Source organism: Streptomyces erythrochromogenes, from assembly GCF_040684695.1.
GTDB lineage: Bacteria > Actinomycetota > Actinomycetes > Streptomycetales > Streptomycetaceae > Streptomyces > Streptomyces erythrochromogenes_C.
On sequence record NZ_JBFBGM010000003.1, the window covers coordinates 209,187 to 232,344 of the forward strand.

The window sequence follows — 23,158 nt, forward strand, 5'->3', positions numbered from 1 at the left end:
TCCGGCTCACCCCGAACCGGCCTGCGGGCCCACCGAGTCCAGCAGCCGGGCGGTGTGCACCCGCCCGGCGTACTCGACCAGCCTGATCAGTACTTCCTTCCCCGAGTCCTTGTCCCGTGCGTCGCACAGCACCACCGGCGTCCCCTGCTCCAGGTCGAGCGCGCGGGAGACGTCGTGCGCCCCGTACCGCCGAGCCTCCGTGAAGCAGTTGACGGCCACCACGAAAGGGATGCGCCGGTGCTCGAAGTAGTCGACCGCCGGGAAGCAGTCCTCCAGCCGCCGCGTGTCGGCCAGCACCACCGCGCCCAGGGCCCCCGTGGACAGCTCGTCCCACAGGAACCAGAACCGGTCCTGCCCCGGTGTGCCGAACAGGTAGAGGGACAGCCCGGACCGGATGGTGATCCGCCCGAAGTCCATGGCCACGGTCGTGGTCGTCTTCTGGGCGACGCCGCCCGTGTCGTCGACCAGTTCACCCGCCTCGCTCAGCTGCTCCTCGGTGCGCAGCGGCCGGATCTCGCTCACCGCTCCGACCAGCGTGGTCTTGCCCACCCCGAAGCCGCCCGCCACGAGGATCTTCAGTGCGAGCGCGGCCAGTTCGGCGTCCTCCTCCACCGTTCCCGGCTCCGCTTCCGGGGTCTGCGCGCCGCTGCCGGCGCCGGCGGCGGCGGCGTCACCGGCCCACCCGGAGGAACCGGAAGGACCGGAGGACCCGGAAGAACCGGGGGTTCCGAAGGTTCGGTCGTCGTGCTGTCCCATCAAAGCGCTCTCAATCCCTCGATGACTTCACGCAGAATCCGCTCGTCGGGCAGTTGGGCGGGCGGTACCGGGCGGCTGACCCTGACGTGCCCGCCCTCCAGCAGGTCCCCGAGGAGCACCCGCACGACTCCCACGGGCAGGTCGGCGTCGGCGGCGAGTTCCGCCACCGACTGGGTCTCGGACCGGCAGAGCCCCAGCAGTGCCCGGTGTTCGGGGCCGAGCAGCGACTCGGCCGCCTCGTCCGCACCGCCCTGCGGATCCACCGCGACCAGGGCGATCAGGTCGAAGCGGACCCCGTGCGGCCCCGGCTTGGTACGCCCCCCGGTCATGGCGTAGGGACGGACGAGCGGGCCCGCTTCGGCGTCGTACCAGTGGCCGTTCATGGGCCGGACCGCCGCCCTCAGCCTGCGGCCGGCGGCCGCGCCGCGAACCGGGGCGGCGTGTAGAGGTGCTCGCCGACCCGCTTCACGAGCCGGGCCATCTCGTAGGCGATCAGGCCGATGTCGGCGCCGCCGGCGCTGAGCACGGCCAGGCAGGAGCCGTCGCCCGCCGCCGCGACGAAGAGGAATCCCTCGTCCATCTCGACCATCGTCTGGCGCACGCCCCCGGCGTGGAAGTGCCGGCCCGCGCCCTTGGCCAGGCTGTGGAAGCCGGAGGCCACCGCCGCCAGGTGCTCGGCGTCCTCCCGGCTGAGCGCGCTGGAGGCGCCGACCGCCAGGCCGTCGTTGGAGAGGACGACGGCGTGCCGGACCTCGAGGACCCGGTGCACCAGGTCGTCGAGGAGCCAGTCGAGCTCCCCCGACCTGCGGATGCCGTCGTGGCCGACCCTCTGGTGTTCGATCATCACACTTCTCCTTCGCTGCCTGCGTGGGGGGAGTTCTCCTCGGCGCCGCGGACCCATCCCGCCCGGTAGGCCGCCATCCGGTCCCGGGCCTCCTCCGGGCTGCGCCCGGGCGGATCCTCGGGCAGTCGGATGCCGTCCGGCTCCTTGGGCGTGGGGGCCTCCCGGAGCTGCGGGACGAGGCTGGCCTGGCGCACCCGGCGCGGCAGTTCCGTCACCGAGGCCGAAGCCGGGGCCGGGGCCGAAGCCGGGGTCGAGGCCCCCACCGGGGCCGAGGCGGGTGCGGCGGCCTCCGTACGGGTGCCCGCGCCGGCGGCGGAGCGCGGCCGCAGCGGCGCCACCGGTGCGGGACGCGGCTCCTCGGCGGCCGCGGGGGACTCGTCTCGGGCCGGGATGCGACGCGCGTCGTCCCGTACGGCGGCCGGGCCGCGCGCGTCGTCCCGTACGACCGCCACGGCGAGGGGCTGTGGTGCTGCCGCACCCCGGTCCCGGGGCGACACGGAAGCGGACCGGCCCGAAGCGGCGGGCTGCTGCTCCCGGTGTGCGGGGCCCGGGTCCGCGGCGGCGGGGCCGGCGGCCTGGTCTCCTGCGTCGAGGGCGCCCTGGAGCATGGAGGTGGGCAGGAGCACCACGGCGGTGGTGCCGCCGTAGGGCGACGTGCGCAGGTGCACCTTGACCCCGTGGCGGGCCGAGAGGCGGCTGACCACGAAGAGGCCGAGCCGGTCGCTGTCGAAGAGGTCGAGGTCCTCGGACTGCTCGATGCGCCGGTTGGCGTCGGCCAGGGATTCGCGGCCCATGCCCAGCCCGCGGTCCTCGACCTCCAGGACGTAGCCGGTGCCGACCGGTTCGCCGCTGACCCTGACCCTGGTGTGCGGAGGCGAGAACTGGGCGGCGTTCTCGATGAGTTCGGCGAGGAGGTGGGTGAGGTCGGCGACGGCTCCGCCGACCACAGCGGCCTCGGCGAGATGGCGGACCTCGACGCGCGGGTAGTCCTCGATCTCCGACACGGCGGCCCGGACGACGTTGGTGAGGGGGACGGGTGTCCGCCAGGCCCGGCCGGGGGCCGCGCCCGAGAGGATGATCAGGCTCTCCGCGTGCCGGCGCATCCGGGTGGTCAGGTGGTCGAGGCGGAAGAGGTCGCCGAGTTCGTTCGGGTCGTCGGCGCGCCGCTCCATCGAGTCGAGCAGGGTGAGCTGCTTGTGGACGAGCACCTGGCTGCGGCGGGCGAGGTTGACGAAGACACCGGAGACTCCGCTGGCGAGTTCCGCCCGCTCGACGGCGGCGCTGAGGGCGGCCCGGTGCACAGTGCCCAGCGCCTCTCCGACCTGCGTGATCTCATCGTCGGCGGGCGGGCCGGGCGGGGTCTCGGCGGCGACGTCGATCTCCTCCCCGGCGCGCAGCCGGTCCATCGCGTCCGGGAGTTTGCAGTGGGCGATCTCCAGGGCGGTGTTGCGCAGCGAGACCAGCTCGACGACCAGGACCCGGCCGATCCGGACGGAGATGACGAGGGAGGCGGCGACGGCTGCCAGGCCCAGCAACACCGCGGCGCCCGCGGGGCTGAACGCCCCCTCGGCGACGGGGTCGGCGCGGTCGGCGGCCGCGGTGTGCGCGGCCTGCTCGATCTCGCGCATCGAGGCGCTGATCCCGCTGTGGGCGGTCTCCCATCCGGCGGGCGCCCCTCGGGCGTCGCGGGAGGTGCCGGCGGCCAGCGCCCGGTCCTCGGCGCCGGTGAGGTCGGCGTAGGCGGCGCTCTTGGCGACGGACTGCCAGGCGTCCTGCTGGACGGCCGGCAGGTCGCGGGCGGCGGTCTCGGTGAGCGCGCGGCGGGACTCGACGGCCCCGGTCAGCTGCCGAATGGTTTCGGCGCTGCGCTGGCCCGGCAGGGCGAGGAGGGCGTCCTCGCGCGACAGGAGTTCCGCGGCGCGGGCGAATTCGAGCAGGACCCGCGCGTCGGGGCCGAGTTCGGCGTTCTCCCCGCCCGAGAGCGAGCCGCCCACGGCGAATGCGGCATCGACCACCCGGGTGTAGATCGCGAAGGCGGCCTCGGGAGTGGCGCGGCGGTCGGTGATGTCCTTGCGGGCCGATTCCAGGGCCTCGGCGGCGACGACGAACGCGTCCAGCCGGACCACGGTGTCCGAGCGGTAGCCGCCGGAGTCGGCGACGGTGTGGCGGTCGCCGAGCCGCAGGCTGCGGACGGCGCCGTCGGTGCGGCGGGCCTGCTGGTCGAGGGCGCCCGCGTCGGCTGCGGGGTCGGCCAGGAGGCGGACGGCCGCGCGCCGTTCGGCCTGGAGCTCGGTGACGGCGGCGGCGACGGGGGCGCGTATCTCGGAGTCGACCTGCTGGACCCGCCCCAGCCGGGCTATGTCCTGGGCGGTGTTGACGGTGGCGAAGGCCCACAGCGCGAGGAGGGAGACGACCGGCACCATCAGCAGGGAGACGATCTTCGCGCGGACGGTGGCGGGGCGCAGCCGGGGGCCGCGCCGGCGCGGGACGGCGGGGCCGGGCGGACGCGTGCCGTCCGCCGGGCGCGGCCGCTGCGGGGCGCGGTCTTCCGCCGGTTCCTCTGCCGGTGGGCCGGCGTGGGCCCGGCGGCCGCGTGCCGGGGGCGCGGGCAGCCGCGGCGCCGCTGCTTCCGGTCTTCTGCGGGGTGTTCGCATGGGCTCCTCGTTCCGGGCGGTGCCTGTGGGTGCGGTCGTTCGGTGGGGGGCGTGGGACGGGTCAGTGCGCGGCCGCGGTGGGCTCCCCCAGGTGCCGGGCGGAGGCCGAGGCGGCGCGCTCGTCGGCCGTCGGGGAGAGCGCGACGAAGGCGGCGGTGATGAACAGGTAGGAACCCAGTCCGACGGCGAGCGGGAAGATGAACTGCATCGCGGTGGCTCCGGGCAGGACCGCGTCCGAGGGACTGACGCTGACGGAGACGGCGAGCATGCCGGTGTAGTGCATGCTGCTGACGGCCGCACCCATGACCAGGGAGGCGGCGGCGACCGCCACGGGCGACTTGATGTTGAGGGCGGCCCAGAGGGCGGCGGTGGCCGCGACCACGGCGATGACGACGGAGACGCCGACGACGAGCGGGTCGTAGGAGACCTCGCCGTGCAGGCGCAGGGCCACCATGCCCAGGTAGTGCATGCTGGCGACGCCGAGTCCGGTGGTGAGGCCGCCCAGGACGAGGGAGCGGCGGCGCGCCCTGCCGTAGCCGACGACGAAGACTCCGGCGCCGACGACCAGCATGGCGACGAGCAGGCTCAGGATGGTGAGCGGCACGTTGTAGCGGATCTCCGTGCCGGTGACCTCGAAGCCGAGCATCGCGACGAAGTGCATGGTCCAGATGCCGGTTCCGATGGCGGAGGCCGCGGTGAGGAGCCAGTTGCGGCGGACGGCTCCGGTCGCGGCGAGCGCGCGGACGGTGCAGCGCAGCCCGAGGGCGGCGCCGATCGATGCCATCACATATGACAGCACGGGTGTCAGCCAGCCGTATGCGGCGTGGTCCAGATGTCCCAGGTGTCCCATGGCCAACGGACGCTAGTCCGGGTGAGGGCGCGAACAGGGGGCGCATTCCGAAAGCAGCTGGAAGTGCTGGAATATGACAGAGCTACGTTCACCTTCGATCACCCCACGTGCCACCTTGCGCACGGTCCGCGGACACCTCGGCGTGCGGGGGTGGGGGATCATGGGCCCATGAGCGAAGACCACACGCACGTGCAGGAGTTCTTCGGGGCGCGGGCCGACGACTGGGACCGCAAGTTCCCGGAGGACGGGCCCGCCTTCGCCACCGCGGTGACGGAGTTCGGTCTGCGGCCCGGCGACCGCGTGCTCGACGCCGGCTGCGGTACCGGGCGGGCCCTGGGGGCGCTGCGGGCCGCTGTCGGACCTGCGGGGACCGTGCTCGGCGTGGACCTCACCCCGCAGATGCTGGCCGCCGCGCGGCGGGCCGGGCGCGCCGCCGAGGGCGCACTGCTGCTGGCCGACGTGGCGCGGCTGCCGCTGCGTGACGGGGCGCTGGACGCGGTGTTCGCCGCCGGGCTCATCGCGCACCTGCCCGATCCGGCGGCGAACCTGCGCGAGCTGTCGCGGGTGGTGCGCCCCGGCGGCCGGCTGGCGCTCTTCCACCCGATCGGGCGGGCGGCGCTCGCCGCGCGCCAGGGCCGCGAGCTGACTCCGCAGGACCTGCGCGCCGAGCACAATCTCGGCCCGCTGCTGTCCGCCGCCGGCTGGGACATGACCTCGTACGCCGACGAGGACCACCGCTTCCTGGCCCTGGCCGTACGCCGGCCCTGACCCGCCTGCGCCCGCCCCGCCCCGGCACGACAACGACAACGACACCTGTACGACGGCACCGCGCCCGGCGCCCGCGGAGGTGCCCGGGATCAGGCCGGGGGCTGGGCCTCGGCTCCGGCGGGCCGGCGCGGATGCGGTACGGGGCAGCCGCCCGAGCCGGGCACCGGGAACGTGCCGAGCTCGCCCACGTCGTAGCCACCCCGGTAGCCCTTGATCTCCGGGTTCTGGCGGGCGTAGTGCGGGGCCCTGCGCGGGGGCAGCAGCCGGACGGCGCGGCCGCGCAGCCGCAGTGCGCCCTGCACCAGCTTGCGGACGCCGGCGTGGGGGGCCTCGTACCGGAAGGCGTCGATGAGCGCATCGTCGAGCAGGGCGATCCCTCCGCGGCGCACGGCGGGTGCGAGCGGCGCGGGGTACCAGGACGCCATCAGGTCGAGGGTGGAGTCGGCGACCTTGCGGGCGCCCTCGTCCCAGCCGAAATGGGCCTCTTCGTAGGCGACGAGGCTGGTTTCGAACTCCTCGTAGGAGCCCGGGATGTCCGTGATGCCCAGGTGCCGGCCGAGCGTGGCGTAGTAGTTGGCGCTCGCCCGGCGCTCGTGGTGGGTCATCGGGCGCCAGCCGTAGGCGTCCAGCCACCGTGCCGGAATCACCACGAACGTGCACAGCACGTAACGCATGTCGTCGTCGGAGATGTCGTAGCTGCGGTGCATCTGGTTGACGCGGCGGATCGCCGTGCGCGCGGTGTCGCTCTCGAAGCCGTGCTCGACGACCGCGTCGAGGAGCAGTGCCGTGTCGTCGTAGCGCTTCTGGGCGCGGTCGGTGAACTCGGCGGTCTCGGCCAGGAGGCCGCCGATGCTGGGGACGGCGTACGTCCGGAACAGCGCGAGCTCCAGGGCGCGGGTGAAGTCCCAGGGGAACTCGTAGGTGGCGGTGAGCCGGTAGATGGTGAGGAAGTCCTTGTCCGGGTCGAGGCGGAGGATCTCCTTCAGCCGGTCGTAACGCTGCACCGGGTGTCCCTTTCTGTGGCGGGCCCCCAACTCTACGTGCAGGTGGCAGCCTTGGAAATCGTGGCCCGCAGGCTCTCGACGCGCGGGTTACCCGCTGGTTAAGGTGCGCCGACGAGAGAGCAGGCTGGAGGCCAGGTGTCCGACGACGAGGGTGGCGGCTCGCTGTACGTGCTGACCGCCGTACTCCTGACCCCCGCACAGTTCCCGAGCTTCCTGGGGGACGACTTCCCCGAGGCCTGCGCCCTGCTGGGCGTGACGCCCAACCGCGAGGGGTACGGCCTGGTGCTGGGCCAGGACGAGGAGGGCGCGCGCTGGACGGTCGTCGTCGACGACGTCTCGCTCGTGGCCGCGGCGATCGCCTCGTGGGACTGCGGCATGGAGTACGACCTGTCGCCCGACGAGCGGACGATCGTGGTCTCGCTGGCGGGCTGGCCGGTGGAGTTGTCGGTGGCCGCACCCGGGATACCGGAGCCGCACGATCCGGAGCAGGGCGCGGACGGTACGGGGCGGGTGCCCCTGGCGCCGCCCTCGGCGGAGGCATGGGGCCCGGTGCAGCGGCGGCTGGGCGCGGACCAGATCGCGCGGGAGTGGGCCGACTGGCGCGAGCGCGTGGCGACGGACGGCGGAGCCGCCGCCGCGGCGCACCCCGGGCTCGCGCGTGCGCTGGAGCAGGCGCTGGACTACACGCGGACCCCGCCGCCGGCCGGCCGCGTGCGGTCCTCCTTCGCCGGCGAAGGGTCCCGGACCCTGCGCGTGGACGGACCCGGCTGGTCGCTGGTGGCCCGCACCGGAGATGCGGCCTTCGTCCTCCTGGACGAGGAACCGGGCGAGGTGCTCACCGTCCCCCGGAAGGGGGATCCCGACCTGCCGGAGCTGCTGGCGGCGCTGGACCGCGTCGCGGTCCGGCCGGTGTGACCCCCGGCCGGACCGGGCCGCGGGACGCGAACGAACGACGGCGCACGAACGTGGGACGACGCACGACCGAACGGCGTGCGCGCGAGCGACGGCACGAGGGGGACGCGGTGGTGGAGTCGGAGCCGGTGGCTGTGGTCGTGGGGGGCCGTGCCGAGGTCGTGGACGACGACTGGGGACGGGAGAGGGCCGTGATCCGCCTGGACGGAGCCCGGTTCGGCCCGGAAGCCCTCTACGGGCTGGAGGACTTCTCCCACGTCGAGGTCGTCTACCACTTCGACCGGGTGCCGGCGGAGAAGGTCGAGACGGGTGCGCGGCACCCGCGCAACAACCCGGACTGGCCCCTGGTGGGCATCTTCGCGCAGCGCGGCAAGAACAGGCCCAACCGGCTGGGCGTCTCGCGGTGCCGGGTGGTGAAGGTGGACGGACTGGACGTCCATGTGGAGGGTCTCGACGCCGTGGACGGCACACCGGTCCTCGACCTGAAGCCCTACATGGCCGAATTCGGGCCACGCGGCGAGCTGCGCCAGCCCGAGTGGGCGACCACCTTGATGGATGGCTATTACTGATCGATTCAATGGCGGAAAACGCTTGTTACCGCCGGTAGTTTAACGCGTCAACTAATGGGATCCGGACAGAGCGACCAAAAATCGCTCTGGATCCACCTCCTCCGGAATGATCGAATCGGCCAGTCACGCGGCTCAAAGGGTGCGCACCTCACCCCCACACTCATTCCCCGACGGAGGCCACTCTTGAATTCCATGTCGTACCTCGACCTGCACCGGAAGGTCGCGCAGGACATCGATACGGAGATCGAAACCGCTCTGAACCGGCTCGGCCCGGTCGCGGCGACCACCAGGAACTCCGTGGCCAAGCTCTTGGAGCAGCGCAAACTGAGACATCCCCTGTCGGTGCTTCCGTTGCTGGCGCACGCCATAGAAACGGGGAAGCCCGGGCCGGCCGTTCCGCTGTCCGCGGTGCATCTGCTGTGGTGGACGTCGGCCTGCTACCTCGACGACCTGGCCGACGCCGACGGCGCGTCCATCTGCGGCGAGCTCACCGAGGACGAAGCGCTGCTCGCCTCCGTCATCACCGGAAATGCTCTCCCCATTCAGATCATCCTGGCGCAGGATCTCCCGGGGGCGGCACACGGTGCTCTGATAACCGAGATCCTGAACGGCTGGATCATAGGCGTCGACGGTCAGATAGACGACATGCGCGGGGACATACGCAACGCCTCCCGCACATCGGTGGTGGAGACGTACCGCGGCAAATCCGGCGCGCCCTTCGGCATGATCACGGCAATGGCCGCCATATTCTCCGGCACCACGGGCGAGAAGGTCGAATTGTGGCGCGAATTCGGCTACGTCTTCGGAATCCTGTGGCAGATCTTCAATGATCAGGAAGATATCCTGTCCGGCCGCGACGAGGACCTGCTCAACGGCACGGTGACCTACCTGCTCGCTTCCGTCCTGGAGGACGCGTCACCGCTCTCCCGGGAGCACATCCTGGGGCTGTGCTCCGCCGCGAGCCGGTCACATCAAGCCAGGGCTGAACTCGCGAGCCTCCTTCGGTCGCCCGTCGCCCTCGACCGCTACCGGGCGGAGATCGACGGCTTCCGCGCCGAGGCCTACCGCATCCTGGACGAGCTGGGCGGCGACGAGTCCTACCAGCCCGTACTGCGCAACCTCGTGGACCACGCGTCCCAGATGCTGCTCGAAGCCGACCTCCCGCCGGTCATCGTGAGCGGCGCGGCCTGATCCGGCCGCTCCGGGCGAACCCGCGCCGGACACCCGTCCCGCGGCCACGCCCGCCGGGCTCCGCACACCGGCCGGAGCCCGGCCACCCCTCGCCGTGGAACCGCCCCTCACCTCTCGGGGCGTGAGGCCGTCAGCGGCCGATCTGCTTCCTGGACATACCGCGCACCCGGCGCCGCTGGGACGAATCCAGCAGGAGGTAGGCCGCGGCCGGCACCCCGATCAGAACCAGCAGGCCCGCCCAGAAGCCCACCGCCCAGAACAACACGATGGCTGCCACGACTCCGGCAACCGCGACCTTTCCGCTGTTGGACATCTGCGGACACCTTCCTTGTGACGTCGACCACTACCCCCTCAACGCGCCGCCCCGACGGCGCGTTCCCGGGACGAAGCGTGAGGTACCCTCGGCCACCCCGGCTCCAGTAGTCAAATTTGAGGAATGCGTGCTCCCCGAGATCTCCGACCTCATCCACCGCTCCGACCCCACCCACCTCTGCGCCGTTTTCCTTCCCGGCGACCCGGCCCGCGCCGGCCGGATCGCCCTCTGGCCGGCGGACGGAACGGACGCGGGCGCCCGCGGGGACGCCGACGCCGGCGGCCTGTCGGAGCTGACCGTCGTCGGCCCCGGCCTTCGGCCCACCAGCGTGCGCGCACGCGTGCTGCCCGTGGACGAGGCCCTCCCCGTGCTCACCCGCGCTCGCGCCCGGGCCGCCACCGACACCACCGCCGAGAGCGGCGGCGCCGCCTTCTGGGGTGCCGCCGCGCTGCTGGCCCTGCGGTTCGCCGCGCAGGGCCGGCTGCTGCCCGGCCTCAGCCCCGCCGGCCACGACGCCTGGCGGATCGGGCCGCTGGAAGCGGCCGACCTCGACGCGGTGCGCGCGCTGGCCGCCGCCATGCCGCCCGCCGCCCGTTGCGTGCCCCTCGATGCGGACGGGCCGCCCCGGCTGCCCGCGGCGGAGCCGCTGCTGCGCGCCTTCCTCGACGCGGTCGCCGACACCCTGCCGCGCTCCCCCGCCGCGCCGGCGGCCGTCGGCGGGCCCGCCTTCGCGGCCCGCCCGGCCGAGCCGCGCCCCGACCTGCGCGACTGGGCGGCGGAGGTGGCCGCCGGTCACGACGCCGGAGTGCGCCTCTCCCTCCGGATCGAGCTCACCGGGGAACCCGGCGCGCCCGCCGAGCCTGCCGGGCACGCCGGGGGCTTTCGCGCCGTCCTCCAGATGCACAGCCCGACCGACTCCGCCCTGGTCGCCGATGCCGCCGATGTCTGGGCCGGTGCCGGAGCCGCCGCTGCAGCCTTCCCGGCCGGCGCCCGGCTGGACGCCCTGCGGGCCCTGCGCCGGGCCGCCCGGCTGTGGCCCCCGCTCGCCCCGCTGCTGGGCGCGGCCGTCCCGGACGCCGTCGATCTCGCCGACGAGGAGGTCGTGGAGCTGCTCGGCGAAGCCGCCGCCGCGCTCGCCGCCGACGGGGTGCAGGTGCACTGGCCGCGCGGGCTCGTCCGCGGACTCTCGGCCCGCGCCGTCGTCGGCTCCCCGGCCCGCCCGGGCTCCCCCGGCTCCCCCGAACCCGTCGACACCGTCGACACCGCCGGGAGAACCGGGAGCGCCGGAAACGCCCTTCCCTCCGGTCTGCTCTCGCCCGGCGCGCTGCTCTCCTTCAGCTGGCGCCACGCCCTCGGCGACGCGGGCGACCTCACCCCCGCCGAGCTGGACCGCCTCGCCGAGGCGAACCGCCCCCTGGTGCGGCTGCGCGACCAGTGGGTGCTGATCGATCCCGCCGAGGCCCGCCGGGCCCGCGCGCTCCAGGACCGTAGGCTCACCGCCGCGGACGCGCTGGCCGCCGTACTCACCGGGTCCGCGGAGATCGACGGCGAGCGGGTCCGGGTGGAGGCCACCGGTGCGCTGGAGCGCCTGCGCGCAACTCTCACCGGCGACGCGCGGGAGACCAACGCGGCCGACGAGGCCGACGAGGTCGCCGCACCGCCCGGGCTCCGGGCCGCTCTGCGCGACTACCAGCTGCGCGGCCTGCGCTGGCTGGTCCGGATGACCTCGCTCGGCCTCGGGGCCTGCCTCGCCGACGACATGGGCCTCGGCAAGACCGTCACACTGATCGCGCTCCACCTGCACCGCAACCGCCCGGGCGCGGCCACCGCGGGTCCCACCCTGGTGGTGTGCCCGGCCTCGCTGCTGGGCAACTGGCAGCGGGAGATCGAGAAGTTCGCGCCCGGCACCCCCGTACGCCGCTTCCACGGGCCGACCCGCAGCCTGTCGGGGCCGACTCCCGGCGCTGCGGAGTTCGTGCTCACCACGTACGGCACGATGCGCCTCGACGCGCCCGCCCTCGCCGCCGCCGACTGGGGCCTGGTCGTCGCCGACGAGGCGCAGCACGTCAAGAACCCCCGATCCGCCACCGCCAAGGCCCTGCGGACCCTTCCGGCACGGGCCCGCGTGGCGCTGACCGGTACCCCGGTGGAGAACGACCTGTCCGAGCTGTGGGCGATCCTCGACTGGACGACACCGGGGATCCTGGGCCGCCTCGGCACCTTCCGCACCCGCTACGCCGAACCGGCCGAGAGCGGCCGCGACCCGCAGGCGGCGGCCCGGCTGGCCGCGCTGGTGAGGCCGTTCCTGCTGCGGCGCAGGAAGTCCGATCCCGGTATCGCGCCCGAGCTGCCGCCGAAGACGGAGACCGACCATCCGGTGTCCCTCACCGGCGAACAGACCGCGCTCTACGAGGCCGTCGTACGCGAGACCCTCGCGGCCATCGCGGAGGCGGACGGGATGGAACGGCGCGGCCTGGTGGTCAGGCTGCTGACCTCGCTCAAGCAGATCTGCAACCACCCGTCCCACTACCTGGGGGACGGGGGCGCGACCGGCCGTTCGCGTTCCGGCAAGCTGGAACTCCTGGACGAGCTGCTCGACACGATCGTCGCCGAGGGCGGTTCGGTGCTGGTCTTCACGCAGTACGTGACGATGGCCCGGCTCATCGAGCGGCACCTGGCCGCCCGCGGGATCGACGCGCAGCTCCTGCACGGCGGCACTCCCGTCGCCCGCCGCGAGGAGCTCGTGGACCGCTTCCAGGCCGGCGAGGTCCCCGTCTTCCTGCTCTCCCTCAAGGCCGCCGGCACCGGTCTGAACCTCACCCGCGCGGGCCACGTCATCCACTTCGACCGCTGGTGGAACCCGGCCGTCGAGGAACAGGCCACCGACCGCGCCCACCGCATCGGCCAGACCCAGCCCGTCCAGGTCCACCGGATCATCGCCGAGGGCACCGTCGAAGACCGCATCGCGCGCCTCCTCGCACGCAAACGGGCGCTGGCCGACGCGGTCCTCACGGGCGGCGAGAGCGCGCTGACCGAACTGACCGATGCCGAACTGGCCGAGCTCGTGGCACTGCGCCCGGCCGAGGGGAGCGGGCGATGAACGACACCGGGGACCCGTACGAGAAGACCTTCGCGGCCCTCCCGCCCGCGCCGGGCCGCGCCTTCGCCCGGACCTGGTGGGGCCAAGCCTGGCTGCGCGCCCTGGAGGAGAGCGCGCTCGACGGCGATCAGGTCCGGCACGGGCGCCGGGTCGCACGCTCGGGCGCGGTGGGGGCGGTCTCGGTGCGTCCGGGCGGGCTCACGGCGGTCGTGCGCGACCGGGACGGGACGGCGCACCGGACGGACGTGCTGGTGCAGGAGTTCTCGCCCGCCGAGTGGGACCGGCTGCTGGGGCTCGCGGCCGCGGAGTCGGGCTACATCGCGGCGCTGCTGGACCGGGAGGTACCCCCGGAGCTGGCGCAGGACGCGGCGGCGGCCGGGGTGGAACTGCTGCCCGGCATCGGGGACTTCGATCCGCGCTGCGACTGCGGCGAGTGGGACCACTGTCCGCACACGGCCGCGCTCTGCCACCAGGTGGCCCGGCTGCTGGACCAGGACCCCTTCGTCCTGCTGCTCCTGCGCGGCCGCGGCGAACGGGAGCTGCTGGACGGCCTGGAGGCCCGCAGCGCGGCGAACGCCCGGGCGCGGACCCCGGACGGGGGCGTGCCCTCCGACCCGGGTGTTCCGGCGGAGCAGGCGTACGCGGCGGCTCGGGACGGACTGCCGTCCCTGCCCCCGCCGCCGGACCTGCCGCGGACCGCGGGGCAGCCGCCGGCCCTGGACACGGAGGACGAGCCGGCCGGGCTCGACGTGGACGCGGTGGAGTTCCTCGCGCGGGCGGCCGCGGCCGAGGCCTTGCGGATGCTGGCGGAGGCGCTCGCTCCGGGCCATGCCGACCGCCCCGCGCCGGCCCCGCTCACGCGGGCGGAGGACGCCGTACGACTCACGCGCGAGGCGGATGACGTCCGGGTCCGCTCCCGCCTGGCGGCGGCTACCGGGCGCAGCCGGGCCGACATGGAACGGGCCGTGCTCGCCTGGGGCTTCGGCGCGGCCCCGGGTCTGGCCGCGCTGGAGGACGACTGGACGCCGGACCGGGCCGCGCTGGCCCGCGCCCGGGCGGCACTGGCCGCGGCGCCGACGGACGGGGAGGCCGGCGCGGAGGCTCCGGTGCTGCGCAGGGTCCGGGCGCGCTGGACGCAGACGGGGGCGGGCCGCCAGATCCGCCTGGGCCGGGAGGGCCGCTGGTGGCCGTACCGCCGCGAGGAGGGCCGCTGGATCCCGGCGGGTCCGTCGGCGCCCGATCCCGCGTCGGCGCTGGAGGCCGCCGGCCCGACGGACTGAGGCCGCGGGCGCCGGGCCGCCTCCCGCGCGCGATCCGGCCCGCCCCGTCCGGAGTCCGGCGGGCGCGCCGCGGCCGGCGTACGGTGCGCGGCGCGACCGACGTCCGGGGCAACCGGCGTACCGTGCGCGGCGCGGCTGACGCACGGCGCGCGCCGTGGCCGACGTACCGCTTGCCGGGGCGCGGTGGCGCGACGACGATGGGGGCGCTCCGGGTACCGCGGCACCACGGGAGGGTGACATGGGCGACCGGGATCCATCGGTGGCGCTGCCGGACGGGGCCGATCCGGCGGCCCGCTCGCGCGAACTGCGCCGGGCACACGCCGCGTTCACCCGCGACGGACGGGTGGAGACCCCGGTGCGGGCGGTGATCGCACGGTCCTGGCGGCGGTGCGCGCGGGCCCGGCTGAGCCCGGAGTGCGCGCCGCGGGTGGAGCTGGCGGAGGCGGAGCTGCGGCCGTACCGGGAAGAGCACCCGCTCGCCCGGGTGATGCCGCTGTTCCGGGACCTCGTCGGGGCGTTCGCCGCCCACGGGGCGCACCTGCTGGCGGTGTGCGACGCACGGGGCAGCCTGCTGTGGGTGGAGGGCGAACCGGCCACCCTGCGGCGGGCCGAGGCCCTGGGCTTTGTCCCCGGCACGCGCTGGGCGGAGAGCGCGATGGGGACCAACGCCCCCGGCACGGCGGTGGCGGTGGGCGAGCCCGTGCAGGTCTTCGGCGCCGAGCACTTCAGCCGCCGGGTGCACCCGTGGACCTGCGCGGCGGCGCCGGTGCGGGATCCGCGCACGGGCGGGCTGCTGGGCGCGGTGGACATCACCGGCGGCGACGGCCTCGCGCACCCCCGCTCCCTGGCGTTCGTACGGGCGGTCGCCCGGGCCGCGGAGGACCGGCTGGCCCTGCTCGACGCGGGGCCGCCGGCCCCGCGGGACTTCCTCACGGCCCTCGGCAGGGACGAGGCGCTGCTGGTGACCGGGGACCGGCGGGTGCGGCTGGGCCGGCGGCACAGCGAGATCATGGCCCTGCTCGCGCATCACCACGGGGGCCTGTCGGGCGAGGAGCTGGCGATCGCCCTGTACGAGGACGAGTCGGTGTCCGCGGTGACGCTGCGCGCCGAGATGTCCCGGCTGCGCACCGTGCTGGGGGCTTCGGCACCGCTGTCCCGCCCCTACCGCACGGCCCGTCCGCTGGACGCGGACTTCACCGCCCTGACGCGGCAGTTGGCGGCCGGAGCGGTCTCCGCGGCCCTCCACCCCTATCCGGGGCCGCTGCTGCCGGCCTCGACGGCGCCCGGGGTGGTCCGGCTGCGCCGGCGGATCGAGGACCAGGCGCGGGCGGCGCTGATCGCGCGGGCCGACGCGGGGCTGCTGGCCGACTGGGTGTGCAGTGCGTGGGGCGCGGACGACCAGGAGGCGTGGCGGGCGCTGGCGGCGGCGCTGCCGCCCGAGGGCAGGCCGGCCGCGCTGGCCCGGGTACGCGCCCTGGACCGCGAGCTGGGTGTCCGGCCGGGCCGGCGCGGGCGCCCCGCAACGTATCCGCAACCTGCCCGCTCCTAGCCTCCGTCCGAGCGCTGTCCGACGGCGGCCGGCGCCCGGCAAGGGGAGGACTCCATGGCCCGCTACGCTGCGCCCGGTACCGACGGGGCGCTGATGTCGTACGCGTCGCGCTACGACCACTTCATCGGCGGCGAGTACGTCGCGCCCGCCCGCGGGCGGTACTTCGCCAACCCCTCCCCCGTCACCGGCCAGACCTTCACGGAGGTCGCCCGGGGCACCGCCGAGGACGTGGAGCGGGCGCTGGACGCGGCGCACGCGGCGGCGCCCGCCTGGGGTCGGACCTCGGTAGCCGACCGGTCGTCGGTCCTGCTGCGCATCGCGGACCGGATGGAGCAGAACCTGGAGGCCCTCGCGGTCGCGGAGACCTGGGAGAACGGCAAGCCGGTGCGGGAGACCCTGGCGGCCGACCTGCCCCTGGCGATCGACCAGTTCCGCTACTTCGCGGGCGCGCTGCGGGCGCAGGAGGGCGCGCTCAGCCAGATCGACGACGACACGGTCGCCTACCACTTCCACGAACCGCTGGGCGTGGTCGGGCAGATCATCCCGTGGAACTTCCCGATCCTGATGGCCGTGTGGAAGCTGGCACCGGCCCTGGCCGCGGGCAACACCGTGGTCCTCAAGCCGGCCGAGCAGACCCCGGCCTCCGTCCACTACTGGCTGGGCCTGGTCGCGGACCTGCTGCCGCCGGGCGTGGTGAACATCGTCAACGGCTTCGGCGAGGAGGCCGGCAAGCCGCTCGCGTCGAGCCCGCGCGTGGCGAAGATCGCCTTCACCGGGGAGACGGCGACGGGCCGGCTGATCATGCAGTACGCGGCCGAGCACCTGAAGCCGGTCACGCTGGAACTGGGCGGGAAGAGCCCGAACCTGTTCTTCGACGACATCTGGTCGCAGGACGACGACCTGCGCGACAAGGCCCTGGAGGGCTTCACCATGTTCGCGCTCAACCAGGGCGAGGTGTGCACGAACCCCTCGCGGGCCCTGATCGAGCGGGGCCGGTACGGGGACTTCCTGGACGCGGCCGTGGCACGCACCGAACTGATCGTGCCGGGGCACCCGTTGGACACGGACACCATGATCGGGGCCCAGGCGTCGGAGGAGCAGCTGAGGAAGGTCCTGTCGTACGTGGAGATCGGCCAGCGGGAGGGCGCGAAGCTCCTCACGGGCGGCCGCCGCCAGGAGCTGGAAGGCGACCTCGCGGGCGGCTTCTACGTCCAGCCGACCGTCTTCGAGGGCGACAACCGCATGCGGATCTTCCAGGAGGAGATCTTCGGCCCGGTGGTGTCGGTGACCTCCTTCCAGGACTTCGAGGACGCCGTGCGCATCGCCAACGACACGGCGTACGGGCTGGGCGCGGGCGTCTGGACCCGGGACGTCAACACGGCCTACCGCGCCGGCCGGGCGATCCAGGCGGGCCGCGTCTGGACGAACTGCTACCACGCCTACCCCGCCCACGCCGCGTTCGGCGGCTACAAGCAGTCGGGCATCGGCCGCGAGACCCACAAGATGATGTTGGAGCACTACCAGCAGACGAAGAACCTCCTGGTCAGCTACTCCCCCAAGCGGCTCGGCTTCTTCTAGGGCCTGGAGGACGGCGCCCGGCGCGGGCTTGCGCGCGTCGGGCGCCGGCGTCAGGCGGTCCGGAGGCCGACCGCCAGTGTCAGTTCGAGGACCCGGTGCGGGGATGCGAGGTCCGGGAACAGCTCCCGCAGCTGCGACATCCGGTAGCGGACGGTCTGGGGATGGACGAACAGCGCCGCCGCGACCTCGTCCCGCCGGCCGTGGTGGAGCAGCCAGGCCCGCAACGTCTCCTCCAGCCGCCGTGCGGTCGCGACGGACACGGTCCGCAACGGTGCGAGGGCCCGGGCCCGCAGGTCCGCGAACGCGTCCGCGTCGGCGCTCAGCACCAGCTCGGGCAGGTGGTCCTCGGTGTCGCGGATGTCCGGGGAGAGGGAGCGGGCGCGGGCGGCCCGTGCGTACGAGGCGGACGCCCGGGTCCATGGCCGGGCCGGGCCGACCACGGCGGTGCGGTCGGTCAGCTGCCGCAGGAGGTGCGCCCGGTCGGCATCGGGGACGAGCAGCACGCCGCAGGCGTCCGGCAGGTCGTCCAGGACGAGGGTGCCCGGGTCGAGCGTGCGGTAGGCGGGCCGGGTCTGGGCGGCGGGCAGCAGGACGGCGGTCAGCGAGACGGGGGGCTGCCACCCGGCCCGCTGGACGGAGGCCAGCAGCACGTCCTGGCTCGCGCCGGCGAGGAGGTCGCGGGCCAGGTGTTCCAGGTGGCGCTCGTGCTCCCGGCCCCGGGCGGCCAGTTCGTCGGCGTGGCCCGCGGCGCTGGCTGCGGAGAGCTCGTCGATGTAGGCGAAGGTCAGCTCGGCGAACTTGGCGACCTCGGCGGCGGGCAGACCCGCGGGTACGGCACCCGCCGCCAGGCATCGCCAGGCCACGCGGGCGCCGACGCGGTAGGCGCTGAGCAGGGCGTCCATCGAACGCCCGTCGCGCACCTCGCCCCGGCCCAGCTCGTAGGCCGCGTCACCGGCGTCGCCGCCCGTGGCGTTCCCGCTCGCGAGGTCCAGGTAGTGGCCCAGGGCGGTGCGGACCGCTCGGCGGATGGTGACGCCCATGCGGCCCGAAAGGGCGTTGGCGTAGGGCGGGACCTCGTCGATGATCGCCTGGACGACTTCGTCGGCGGTGGTCGTCAGCGCGGCCCGGAGTGCGGTGACCGTCGTCCGGTCCAGGGCCGGTTCGGTGACCCTCCGGATCGGATGGCTCATGTCTTTTATTCCCTGCGAACAATTCAGCCGGCCAGATTTACGTCTTTCGGTCAGGACTTTACGCCCTGCGGCGCATCAAGCTGGGGTCATGACGAGTGCAGCCCTCCGCAGTAGGGCGTGGAAACTGCTGGAGATGGTCACGACGCCGCTGCTGCCGTCGGACTACCTCGACCTGGTCAGCCCCCTGCGTGCGGGCGCGGACCTGCGGGGGCGCATCGAGGCCGTGCACCCCGAGACGGGGGACGCCGCGACCATCGTGATCAGACCGGGAAAGGGCTGGCGCGGTCACACGGCCGGCCAGTACGTGCGGATCGGGGTCGACGTCGACGGCAGGCGCCTGTGGCGCGCCTACTCCATCACCTCGCCGACGAACCGCCGGGACGGCCGCGTCACGATCACGGTGAAGGCGATCCCGGACGGCAAGGTCAGCAACCACCTGGTCCGCAGGGCACAGCCGGGCACGCTGGTCCAGCTCGACCAGCCGACCGGTGACTTCGTCCTGCCCGGGGCCCGGCCCGCCAAGGTGCTCTACCTGACGGCCGGCAGCGGCATCACGCCCGCGATGGGCATGCTGCGCGACACCGAGTTCGACGACGTCGTCATGGTCCACAGCGCGCCGCGGCCGCAGGACGTGATCTTCCGCGACGAACTGCACGGCCTGGCCGCGGACGGGAAGCTGCGGCTCACCGAGGTGCACACCGACACGGACGGCGTGCTCGACATCACCCGTCTCGCCGAACTGGTGCCCGACTGGGCCGAGCGCGAGACGTGGGCCTGCGGGCCCGCGGGCCTGCTCGACGCCGCCGAAGACTTCTGGCGCGAACACGGCGTCGCGGAGCGCCTGCACACCGAACGCTTCCGCGCCGCCGTCGTCGTCGCCGGTGACGGCGGCGAGGTCACCTTCAGCGCCACCGGCAGGACCGTCGACGCGGACGGCGCCACGCCGTTGCTGGACGTCGGCGAGGAGGCCGGCGTGCTCATGCCGTCCGGGTGCCGCATGGGCATCTGCTTCGGCTGTGTCACACCGCTCAAGGCGGGCGCCGTCCGCGACCTGCGCACCGGCGAGATCACCGAGGCCGAGCCGGGCGTCCTCATCCAGACCTGTGTGTCCGCCGCCGCGGGCCCCTGCGACATCGAACGGTAGGAGCACCTTGACCGCCATCGACCCCACCGCCCACCTGACCGCGGAGCAGATCGAGGAGCTCGGCCGCGAGCTGGACGCGATCCGCGACGAGGTGATCGCCAGCCGGGGCGAGAAGGACGCCGCCTACATCCGCAGGGTCATCTCGGCGCAGCGCAAGCTGGAGCTGGTCAGCAGGGGCGTGCTGCTGTTCTCCTTCTTCCCGCCCGCCTGGCTGATCGGCACCGCCGGGCTGTCCGTGGCGAAGATCATGGACAACATGGAGATCGGCCACAACATCCTGCACGGCCAGTGGGACTGGATGCGCGACCCGAAGATCCATTCCACGACCTGGGAGTGGGACCACGTCTCGCCGTCCGACCAGTGGCGGCATTCGCACAACGAGCTGCACCACACGTACACCAACGTGATCGGCAAGGACAACGACCTCGGCTACGGCATCATGCGCGTCGACGAGGACCAGAAGTGGCACCCGTTCCACCTCGGCCAGCCGCTGTGGAACTTCATCAACGCCTGCTTCTTCGAGTACGGCATCGCGGCGTACGACCTGGAGCTCGGCAAGAACCTGCACAAGCGCCGCCGCAAGAACCCGGAGTTCCGCGCGCGGGCCAGGGCCGTGGGCCGCAAGATCCGCAAGCAGGTGCTCAAGGACTACGTGATCCACCCGCTGCTCTCGGGTCCGTCGTTCCTCACCACGCTCGCCGCCACGTTCACCGCGAACCTGGTCCGCAACCTCTGGTCGCACTCGGTGATCATGTGCGGGCACTTCCCCGAGGGCGTGCAGGTCTTCGAGCGCCGGTCGATCAAGGGCGAGACGCGCGGCCAGTGGTACCTGCGCCAGATGATGGGTTCGGCGAACATCAGCGGCAGCAAGGCCATGCACTTCATGACGGGCAACCTCTCGCACCAGATCGAGCACCACCTGTTCCCGGACCTGCCGAGCAACCGGTACGCCGAGGTCGCGGTGAGGGTGCGCGCGCTGTTCGAGAAGTACGAGCTGGAGTACGTCACCGGGCCGCTGCCCAAGCAGGTGTTCTCCGCGTGGCGCAAGGTCTTCCGGCTCTCGCTGCCGAACAGGAAGCCCAGGGCCGGTGCGCCGGAGCGCGAGCAGGAGCTCGTCGCCGCCTGATCCCCGGTACCGGTGCGGATCCTCCCGGGCCGGCCCCCGCCGGCCCCCTCGCGCCCCGCCGGAGGCCGCGGAGCCACGGCCGCGGGCGGAGTCGGCGGATCCCGTCATTCCCGCTCTGCCGGCTGTGGCTTCGGGCTACGGTTTGTGGCAGCGATCACAAGGAGTGGGGGACACCGGTGGATCCTTTTACGTTGGCTGCTGCTGTGGGTACGGCTCTTGTCTCGGCGATGGCGACGGACGCCTGGGGAACGGTGCGCTCGGCCGTGGCCGACTTCTTCGGCAGAAACCCTTCGCCGGCGCCGGGGGACGTGCAGGAGGCCCTGGACCGCACGCGGGAGGGCGTCGTCGCCGCGCGCCGCGAGGGGGATGCCGAGCGGGAGGAACAACTCGTCGGTGAGTGGCGCATGCAGTTCGCCGGGCTCCTGGCCGCACATCCCGAGCTCGTCGAACCGGTGCGTCTGCTCCTGGAGGAGCGGATCACGCCCGCTCTGTCGGCCGGGGAGAAGGAGCAGGTCGGCCACATCTCCATCGACGTGAAGGTCTCCGGCCGGGGCCGGGCGAACGTGCTGGGGTCCGGGACCCAGCACAACCACTGAACGGGCGGGGACCGGGACGATGGCTATGGCGGACGACCTCGGGCAGCAAGCACGGATCAACCTGCGTGTCGAGACGAGCGACACGGGAACGACCAACGCCCTGGGCGCGGGCACGCAGGTCAACGTCGAGCAACTGATCTACTACGTGAGCCAGGGCAGCACCGACCTGGTGGCCGACCAGTTGCTGGCGGCCGGACGGGCCGAACAGGTCGAAGAGCACCCGATGGTGGTGGCGTCCGGCATCGCCACGGTGGCACAGCACATCGGCCGGACCTTGGGACCGGCAGGCCGCCGCGCGGCGGTGCGGGACGCCCAGGGGGTGCGGCACGAGGAGTCCACCGCGCTCGGCATCGTATCGGTCGCCGATACGGAGGATCCCCGCGAGCGCATCGGTGCCCTCATGATGCGCGAGTTGGTCCAGCAGGTGCACCAGCGGGCCGGTGACGGCTCTGCCACGGCTGCCGTGCTGGCCCATCACATGGTCATCGAGGCCATCCAGGTGGTGGCCGAGGGAACGCACCCCGCCGTGGTGACCCGCGACTTACGCGCGGCGGGCCACCGCGCGGCCGCGCTCCTCGACACGGTCGTACGGCCGGTGCAGAACGCGAACCACATCGGGGCCCTGGTCCGCACCGCCACCGGCCGGCCCGAGGTGGGCCGGCTGCTCGGCGATGCCGTGGGACGAGTGGGATGGCACGGTGGCCTGGTCGCGCAGGAGACCAACACCATGGAGTACGAACTGCAGTACACCTCCGGCATCACGATCGACCAGGGGTTCCACTCGCCGTACTTCGTCACTGATCACCTCAGTGGCACCGCGGTTCTCGACGACGCGTACGTGCTGGTCCTGGATCAGTACCAACCCACCATCTACGACGTGCTGCCCCTTCTGGAGCACGTGGTCCCCACCGGGCGGCCGCTGCTGGTCGTCGCCGACGCGCTCGAGGAGGACTTCCTCAACACCCTGGTGGTCAACAAGAGCCGTGAGGTGTTCAAGTCGGCCGCCGTACGGGCGCCTTCGCAGGGCCGGCAGCAGTCCGAGCTCCTCGCCGACCTCGCCCTGGCCACCGGAGGCCATGTCGTCAACCGCCCCGAGCTGCTCCAGCGCGCCGACCTCACGGTACTGGGGCAGGCGCGCCTGGCCGTCATCAGCGAGACCTTCACCCAGCTCGTCGGCACCGGCCCGGACGGCAAGCAACTCGGCAAGCTGGTGACCCAGCTCCAGAAGAAGTCCCAGCGTGCGGCCTCGGAACAGGAACGGGACTGGTACGGCTATCGGAGCGCCAAGCTGTCGACCGGCGCAGCGGTGCTCCGCGTCGGCGCCCTCTCCGAGGCGGACCTCGCACAGCGCATGGCGGCAGCCAACAAGGGCATCTCCGTTGCCCGGGGGGCCGCCCGGTACGGCTATGTGCCCGGCGGTGGAGTCGCGCTGCTGCACACCCGTGCGACGCTCCTCGACACGCTGTCCGCGGCAGAACGAGCGCAGTCGGGCTGGCGCGTCCTGCTCGCCGCCCTGGGGCAGCCCGCCGCCTCGTTGGCCGAGAACGCCGGCCACCGCGCCGAACCGGAGGCCCTGGAGTCCTTCGCCCGGCAGGGGCAGTGTTTCGATGTGCTCAGTGGCAGGGCGGTCCCCTTCGAGGAAGCGGGCATCCTCGACTCCGCCCAGAGTGTGCGCACCGCTCTGACCTCGGCCGTGGAAACGACCGCCCGCTTCCTCGACCTCCTCTGAGCCGG

At 73.6% G+C, this 23,158-nt stretch carries 20 protein-coding genes; 12 read left to right on the forward strand and 8 right to left on the reverse strand.

Annotated features, from left to right (window positions below; genetic code table 11):
• Nucleotides 1-6: 6 nt before the first annotated feature.
• From AB0O53_RS08180 to AB0O53_RS08200, 5 genes are all read right to left on the reverse strand, one after another.
• On the reverse strand, nucleotides 7-756 hold the full coding sequence (locus AB0O53_RS08180; RefSeq protein WP_365193945.1) for a GTP-binding protein: 750 nt from the start codon (nucleotides 754-756) through the stop codon (nucleotides 7-9).
• Nucleotides 756-1,139 carry a DUF742 domain-containing protein gene (locus AB0O53_RS08185; RefSeq protein ID WP_350991092.1) on the reverse strand — a complete coding sequence of 128 codons (384 nt, stop codon included), beginning with the start codon at nucleotides 1,137-1,139 and terminating at the stop codon, nucleotides 756-758. Before AB0O53_RS08185 ends, AB0O53_RS08180 begins: the two co-directional genes overlap by 1 nt.
• A 17-nt stretch (nucleotides 1,140-1,156) precedes the next feature.
• The gene (locus AB0O53_RS08190) at nucleotides 1,157-1,600 is read right to left on the reverse strand and encodes a roadblock/LC7 domain-containing protein (protein WP_350991090.1); all 444 of its coding nucleotides are present in this window, start codon (nucleotides 1,598-1,600) and stop codon (nucleotides 1,157-1,159) included.
• A complete protein-coding gene (locus AB0O53_RS08195; RefSeq protein WP_365193948.1) occupies nucleotides 1,600-4,254 on the reverse strand; it encodes a sensor histidine kinase in 2,655 nt (884 codons plus the stop codon). The genes AB0O53_RS08190 and AB0O53_RS08195 overlap by 1 nt, the downstream gene beginning before the upstream one ends.
• 61 nt (nucleotides 4,255-4,315) lie before the next feature.
• Nucleotides 4,316-5,095, reverse strand: coding sequence for an MHYT domain-containing protein (locus AB0O53_RS08200; protein ID WP_365194180.1), 780 nt, complete (start codon nucleotides 5,093-5,095; stop codon nucleotides 4,316-4,318).
• A gap of 177 nt (nucleotides 5,096-5,272) precedes the next feature.
• Here AB0O53_RS08200 and AB0O53_RS08205 point away from each other — a divergent pair, with 177 nt between their 5' ends.
• Complete coding sequence (locus AB0O53_RS08205) at nucleotides 5,273-5,872, forward strand: class I SAM-dependent methyltransferase (protein ID WP_350991086.1); 600 nt, start codon at nucleotides 5,273-5,275, stop codon at nucleotides 5,870-5,872.
• Between the two features lie 89 nt (nucleotides 5,873-5,961).
• Here the strand turns inward: AB0O53_RS08205 and AB0O53_RS08210 are convergent, their stop codons facing one another.
• Nucleotides 5,962-6,876: an oxygenase MpaB family protein gene (locus AB0O53_RS08210; protein WP_365193952.1), complete on the reverse strand. Its 915-nt coding sequence runs from the start codon at nucleotides 6,874-6,876 to the stop codon at nucleotides 5,962-5,964.
• A gap of 135 nt (nucleotides 6,877-7,011) precedes the next feature.
• Here AB0O53_RS08210 and AB0O53_RS08215 point away from each other — a divergent pair, with 135 nt between their 5' ends.
• From AB0O53_RS08215 to AB0O53_RS08225, 3 genes are all read left to right on the forward strand, one after another.
• Nucleotides 7,012-7,791 carry a hypothetical protein gene (locus AB0O53_RS08215; RefSeq protein ID WP_365193955.1) on the forward strand — a complete coding sequence of 260 codons (780 nt, stop codon included), beginning with the start codon at nucleotides 7,012-7,014 and terminating at the stop codon, nucleotides 7,789-7,791.
• A gap of 110 nt (nucleotides 7,792-7,901) precedes the next feature.
• The gene (locus AB0O53_RS08220; protein WP_350991447.1) at nucleotides 7,902-8,357 is read left to right on the forward strand and encodes an SAM-dependent methyltransferase; all 456 of its coding nucleotides are present in this window, start codon (nucleotides 7,902-7,904) and stop codon (nucleotides 8,355-8,357) included.
• Nucleotides 8,358-8,549: 192 nt separating this feature from the next.
• Nucleotides 8,550-9,548 (forward strand): polyprenyl synthetase family protein, encoded by a 999-nt coding sequence (locus tag AB0O53_RS08225; protein WP_365193958.1) that lies wholly within the window; start codon nucleotides 8,550-8,552, stop codon nucleotides 9,546-9,548.
• A 130-nt stretch (nucleotides 9,549-9,678) separates the two neighbouring features.
• Here AB0O53_RS08225 and AB0O53_RS08230 read toward each other — a convergent pair whose 3' ends face one another.
• Complete coding sequence (locus tag AB0O53_RS08230) at nucleotides 9,679-9,861, reverse strand: tail-anchor membrane protein (protein WP_350991080.1); 183 nt, start codon at nucleotides 9,859-9,861, stop codon at nucleotides 9,679-9,681.
• Between the two features lie 127 nt (nucleotides 9,862-9,988).
• On the opposite strand from AB0O53_RS08230, the gene AB0O53_RS08235 reads away from it, so the two are divergent.
• The 4 genes from AB0O53_RS08235 to exaC all read left to right on the forward strand — a co-directional run bounded on the left by AB0O53_RS08235 (nucleotide 9,989) and on the right by exaC (nucleotide 17,368).
• Nucleotides 9,989-12,961, forward strand: coding sequence for an SCO1167/SCO6262 family helicase (locus AB0O53_RS08235; protein WP_365193962.1), 2,973 nt, complete (start codon nucleotides 9,989-9,991; stop codon nucleotides 12,959-12,961).
• Entirely contained in the window at nucleotides 12,958-14,241 is a 1,284-nt protein-coding gene (locus AB0O53_RS08240; protein WP_365193965.1) for an SWF or SNF family helicase, read from the forward strand. Before AB0O53_RS08235 ends, AB0O53_RS08240 begins: the two co-directional genes overlap by 4 nt.
• 238 nt (nucleotides 14,242-14,479) lie before the next feature.
• Nucleotides 14,480-15,790 (forward strand): transcriptional regulator, encoded by a 1,311-nt coding sequence (locus tag AB0O53_RS08245; protein WP_365193968.1) that lies wholly within the window; start codon nucleotides 14,480-14,482, stop codon nucleotides 15,788-15,790.
• A 54-nt stretch (nucleotides 15,791-15,844) separates the two neighbouring features.
• Nucleotides 15,845-17,368, forward strand: a complete 1,524-nt coding sequence (exaC, locus tag AB0O53_RS08250) for an acetaldehyde dehydrogenase ExaC (protein ID WP_365193971.1) — start codon at nucleotides 15,845-15,847, stop codon at nucleotides 17,366-17,368.
• A gap of 50 nt (nucleotides 17,369-17,418) precedes the next feature.
• Here the strand turns inward: exaC and AB0O53_RS08255 are convergent, their stop codons facing one another.
• Nucleotides 17,419-18,558, reverse strand: coding sequence for a PucR-like N-terminal domain-containing protein (locus AB0O53_RS08255; RefSeq protein ID WP_350991070.1), 1,140 nt, complete (start codon nucleotides 18,556-18,558; stop codon nucleotides 17,419-17,421).
• 133 nt (nucleotides 18,559-18,691) lie between these two features.
• On the opposite strand from AB0O53_RS08255, the gene AB0O53_RS08260 reads away from it, so the two are divergent.
• The 4 genes from AB0O53_RS08260 to AB0O53_RS08275 all read left to right on the forward strand — a co-directional run bounded on the left by AB0O53_RS08260 (nucleotide 18,692) and on the right by AB0O53_RS08275 (nucleotide 23,153).
• Nucleotides 18,692-19,702 (forward strand): ferredoxin reductase, encoded by a 1,011-nt coding sequence (locus AB0O53_RS08260; RefSeq protein WP_350991443.1) that lies wholly within the window; start codon nucleotides 18,692-18,694, stop codon nucleotides 19,700-19,702.
• Nucleotides 19,703-19,709: 7 nt separating this feature from the next.
• A complete protein-coding gene (locus AB0O53_RS08265; protein ID WP_365193974.1) occupies nucleotides 19,710-20,828 on the forward strand; it encodes a fatty acid desaturase family protein in 1,119 nt (372 codons plus the stop codon).
• A 203-nt stretch (nucleotides 20,829-21,031) separates the two neighbouring features.
• Entirely contained in the window at nucleotides 21,032-21,424 is a 393-nt protein-coding gene (locus AB0O53_RS08270) for a hypothetical protein (RefSeq protein ID WP_350991066.1), read from the forward strand.
• Between the two features lie 19 nt (nucleotides 21,425-21,443).
• Nucleotides 21,444-23,153: a TCP-1/cpn60 chaperonin family protein gene (locus tag AB0O53_RS08275; RefSeq protein ID WP_365193978.1), complete on the forward strand. Its 1,710-nt coding sequence runs from the start codon at nucleotides 21,444-21,446 to the stop codon at nucleotides 23,151-23,153.
• Nucleotides 23,154-23,158 lie beyond the last annotated feature (5 nt).

Bases quoted from the DNA above. Each gene is read 5' to 3' on its own strand.
- AB0O53_RS08260 (WP_350991443.1), top strand. From the start codon at position 18,692: ATGGTCACGACGCCGCTGCTGCCGTCGGACTACCTCGACCTGGTCAGC.
- AB0O53_RS08245 (WP_365193968.1), top strand. From the start codon at position 14,480: ATGGGCGACCGGGATCCATCGGTGGCGCTGCCGGACGGGGCCGATCCG.
- AB0O53_RS08205 (WP_350991086.1), top strand. From the start codon at position 5,273: ATGAGCGAAGACCACACGCACGTGCAGGAGTTCTTCGGGGCGCGGGCC.
- AB0O53_RS08275 (WP_365193978.1), top strand. From the start codon at position 21,444: ATGGCTATGGCGGACGACCTCGGGCAGCAAGCACGGATCAACCTGCGT.
- AB0O53_RS08190 (WP_350991090.1), bottom strand. From the start codon at position 1,600: ATGATCGAACACCAGAGGGTCGGCCACGACGGCATCCGCAGGTCGGGG.
- AB0O53_RS08240 (WP_365193965.1), top strand. From the start codon at position 12,958: ATGAACGACACCGGGGACCCGTACGAGAAGACCTTCGCGGCCCTCCCG.
- exaC (WP_365193971.1), top strand. From the start codon at position 15,845: ATGGCCCGCTACGCTGCGCCCGGTACCGACGGGGCGCTGATGTCGTAC.
- AB0O53_RS08255 (WP_350991070.1), bottom strand. From the start codon at position 18,558: ATGAGCCATCCGATCCGGAGGGTCACCGAACCGGCCCTGGACCGGACG.
- AB0O53_RS08225 (WP_365193958.1), top strand. From the start codon at position 8,550: ATGTCGTACCTCGACCTGCACCGGAAGGTCGCGCAGGACATCGATACG.
- AB0O53_RS08180 (WP_365193945.1), bottom strand. From the start codon at position 756: ATGGGACAGCACGACGACCGAACCTTCGGAACCCCCGGTTCTTCCGGG.
- AB0O53_RS08185 (WP_350991092.1), bottom strand. From the start codon at position 1,139: ATGAACGGCCACTGGTACGACGCCGAAGCGGGCCCGCTCGTCCGTCCC.
- AB0O53_RS08195 (WP_365193948.1), bottom strand. From the start codon at position 4,254: ATGCGAACACCCCGCAGAAGACCGGAAGCAGCGGCGCCGCGGCTGCCC.
- AB0O53_RS08230 (WP_350991080.1), bottom strand. From the start codon at position 9,861: ATGTCCAACAGCGGAAAGGTCGCGGTTGCCGGAGTCGTGGCAGCCATC.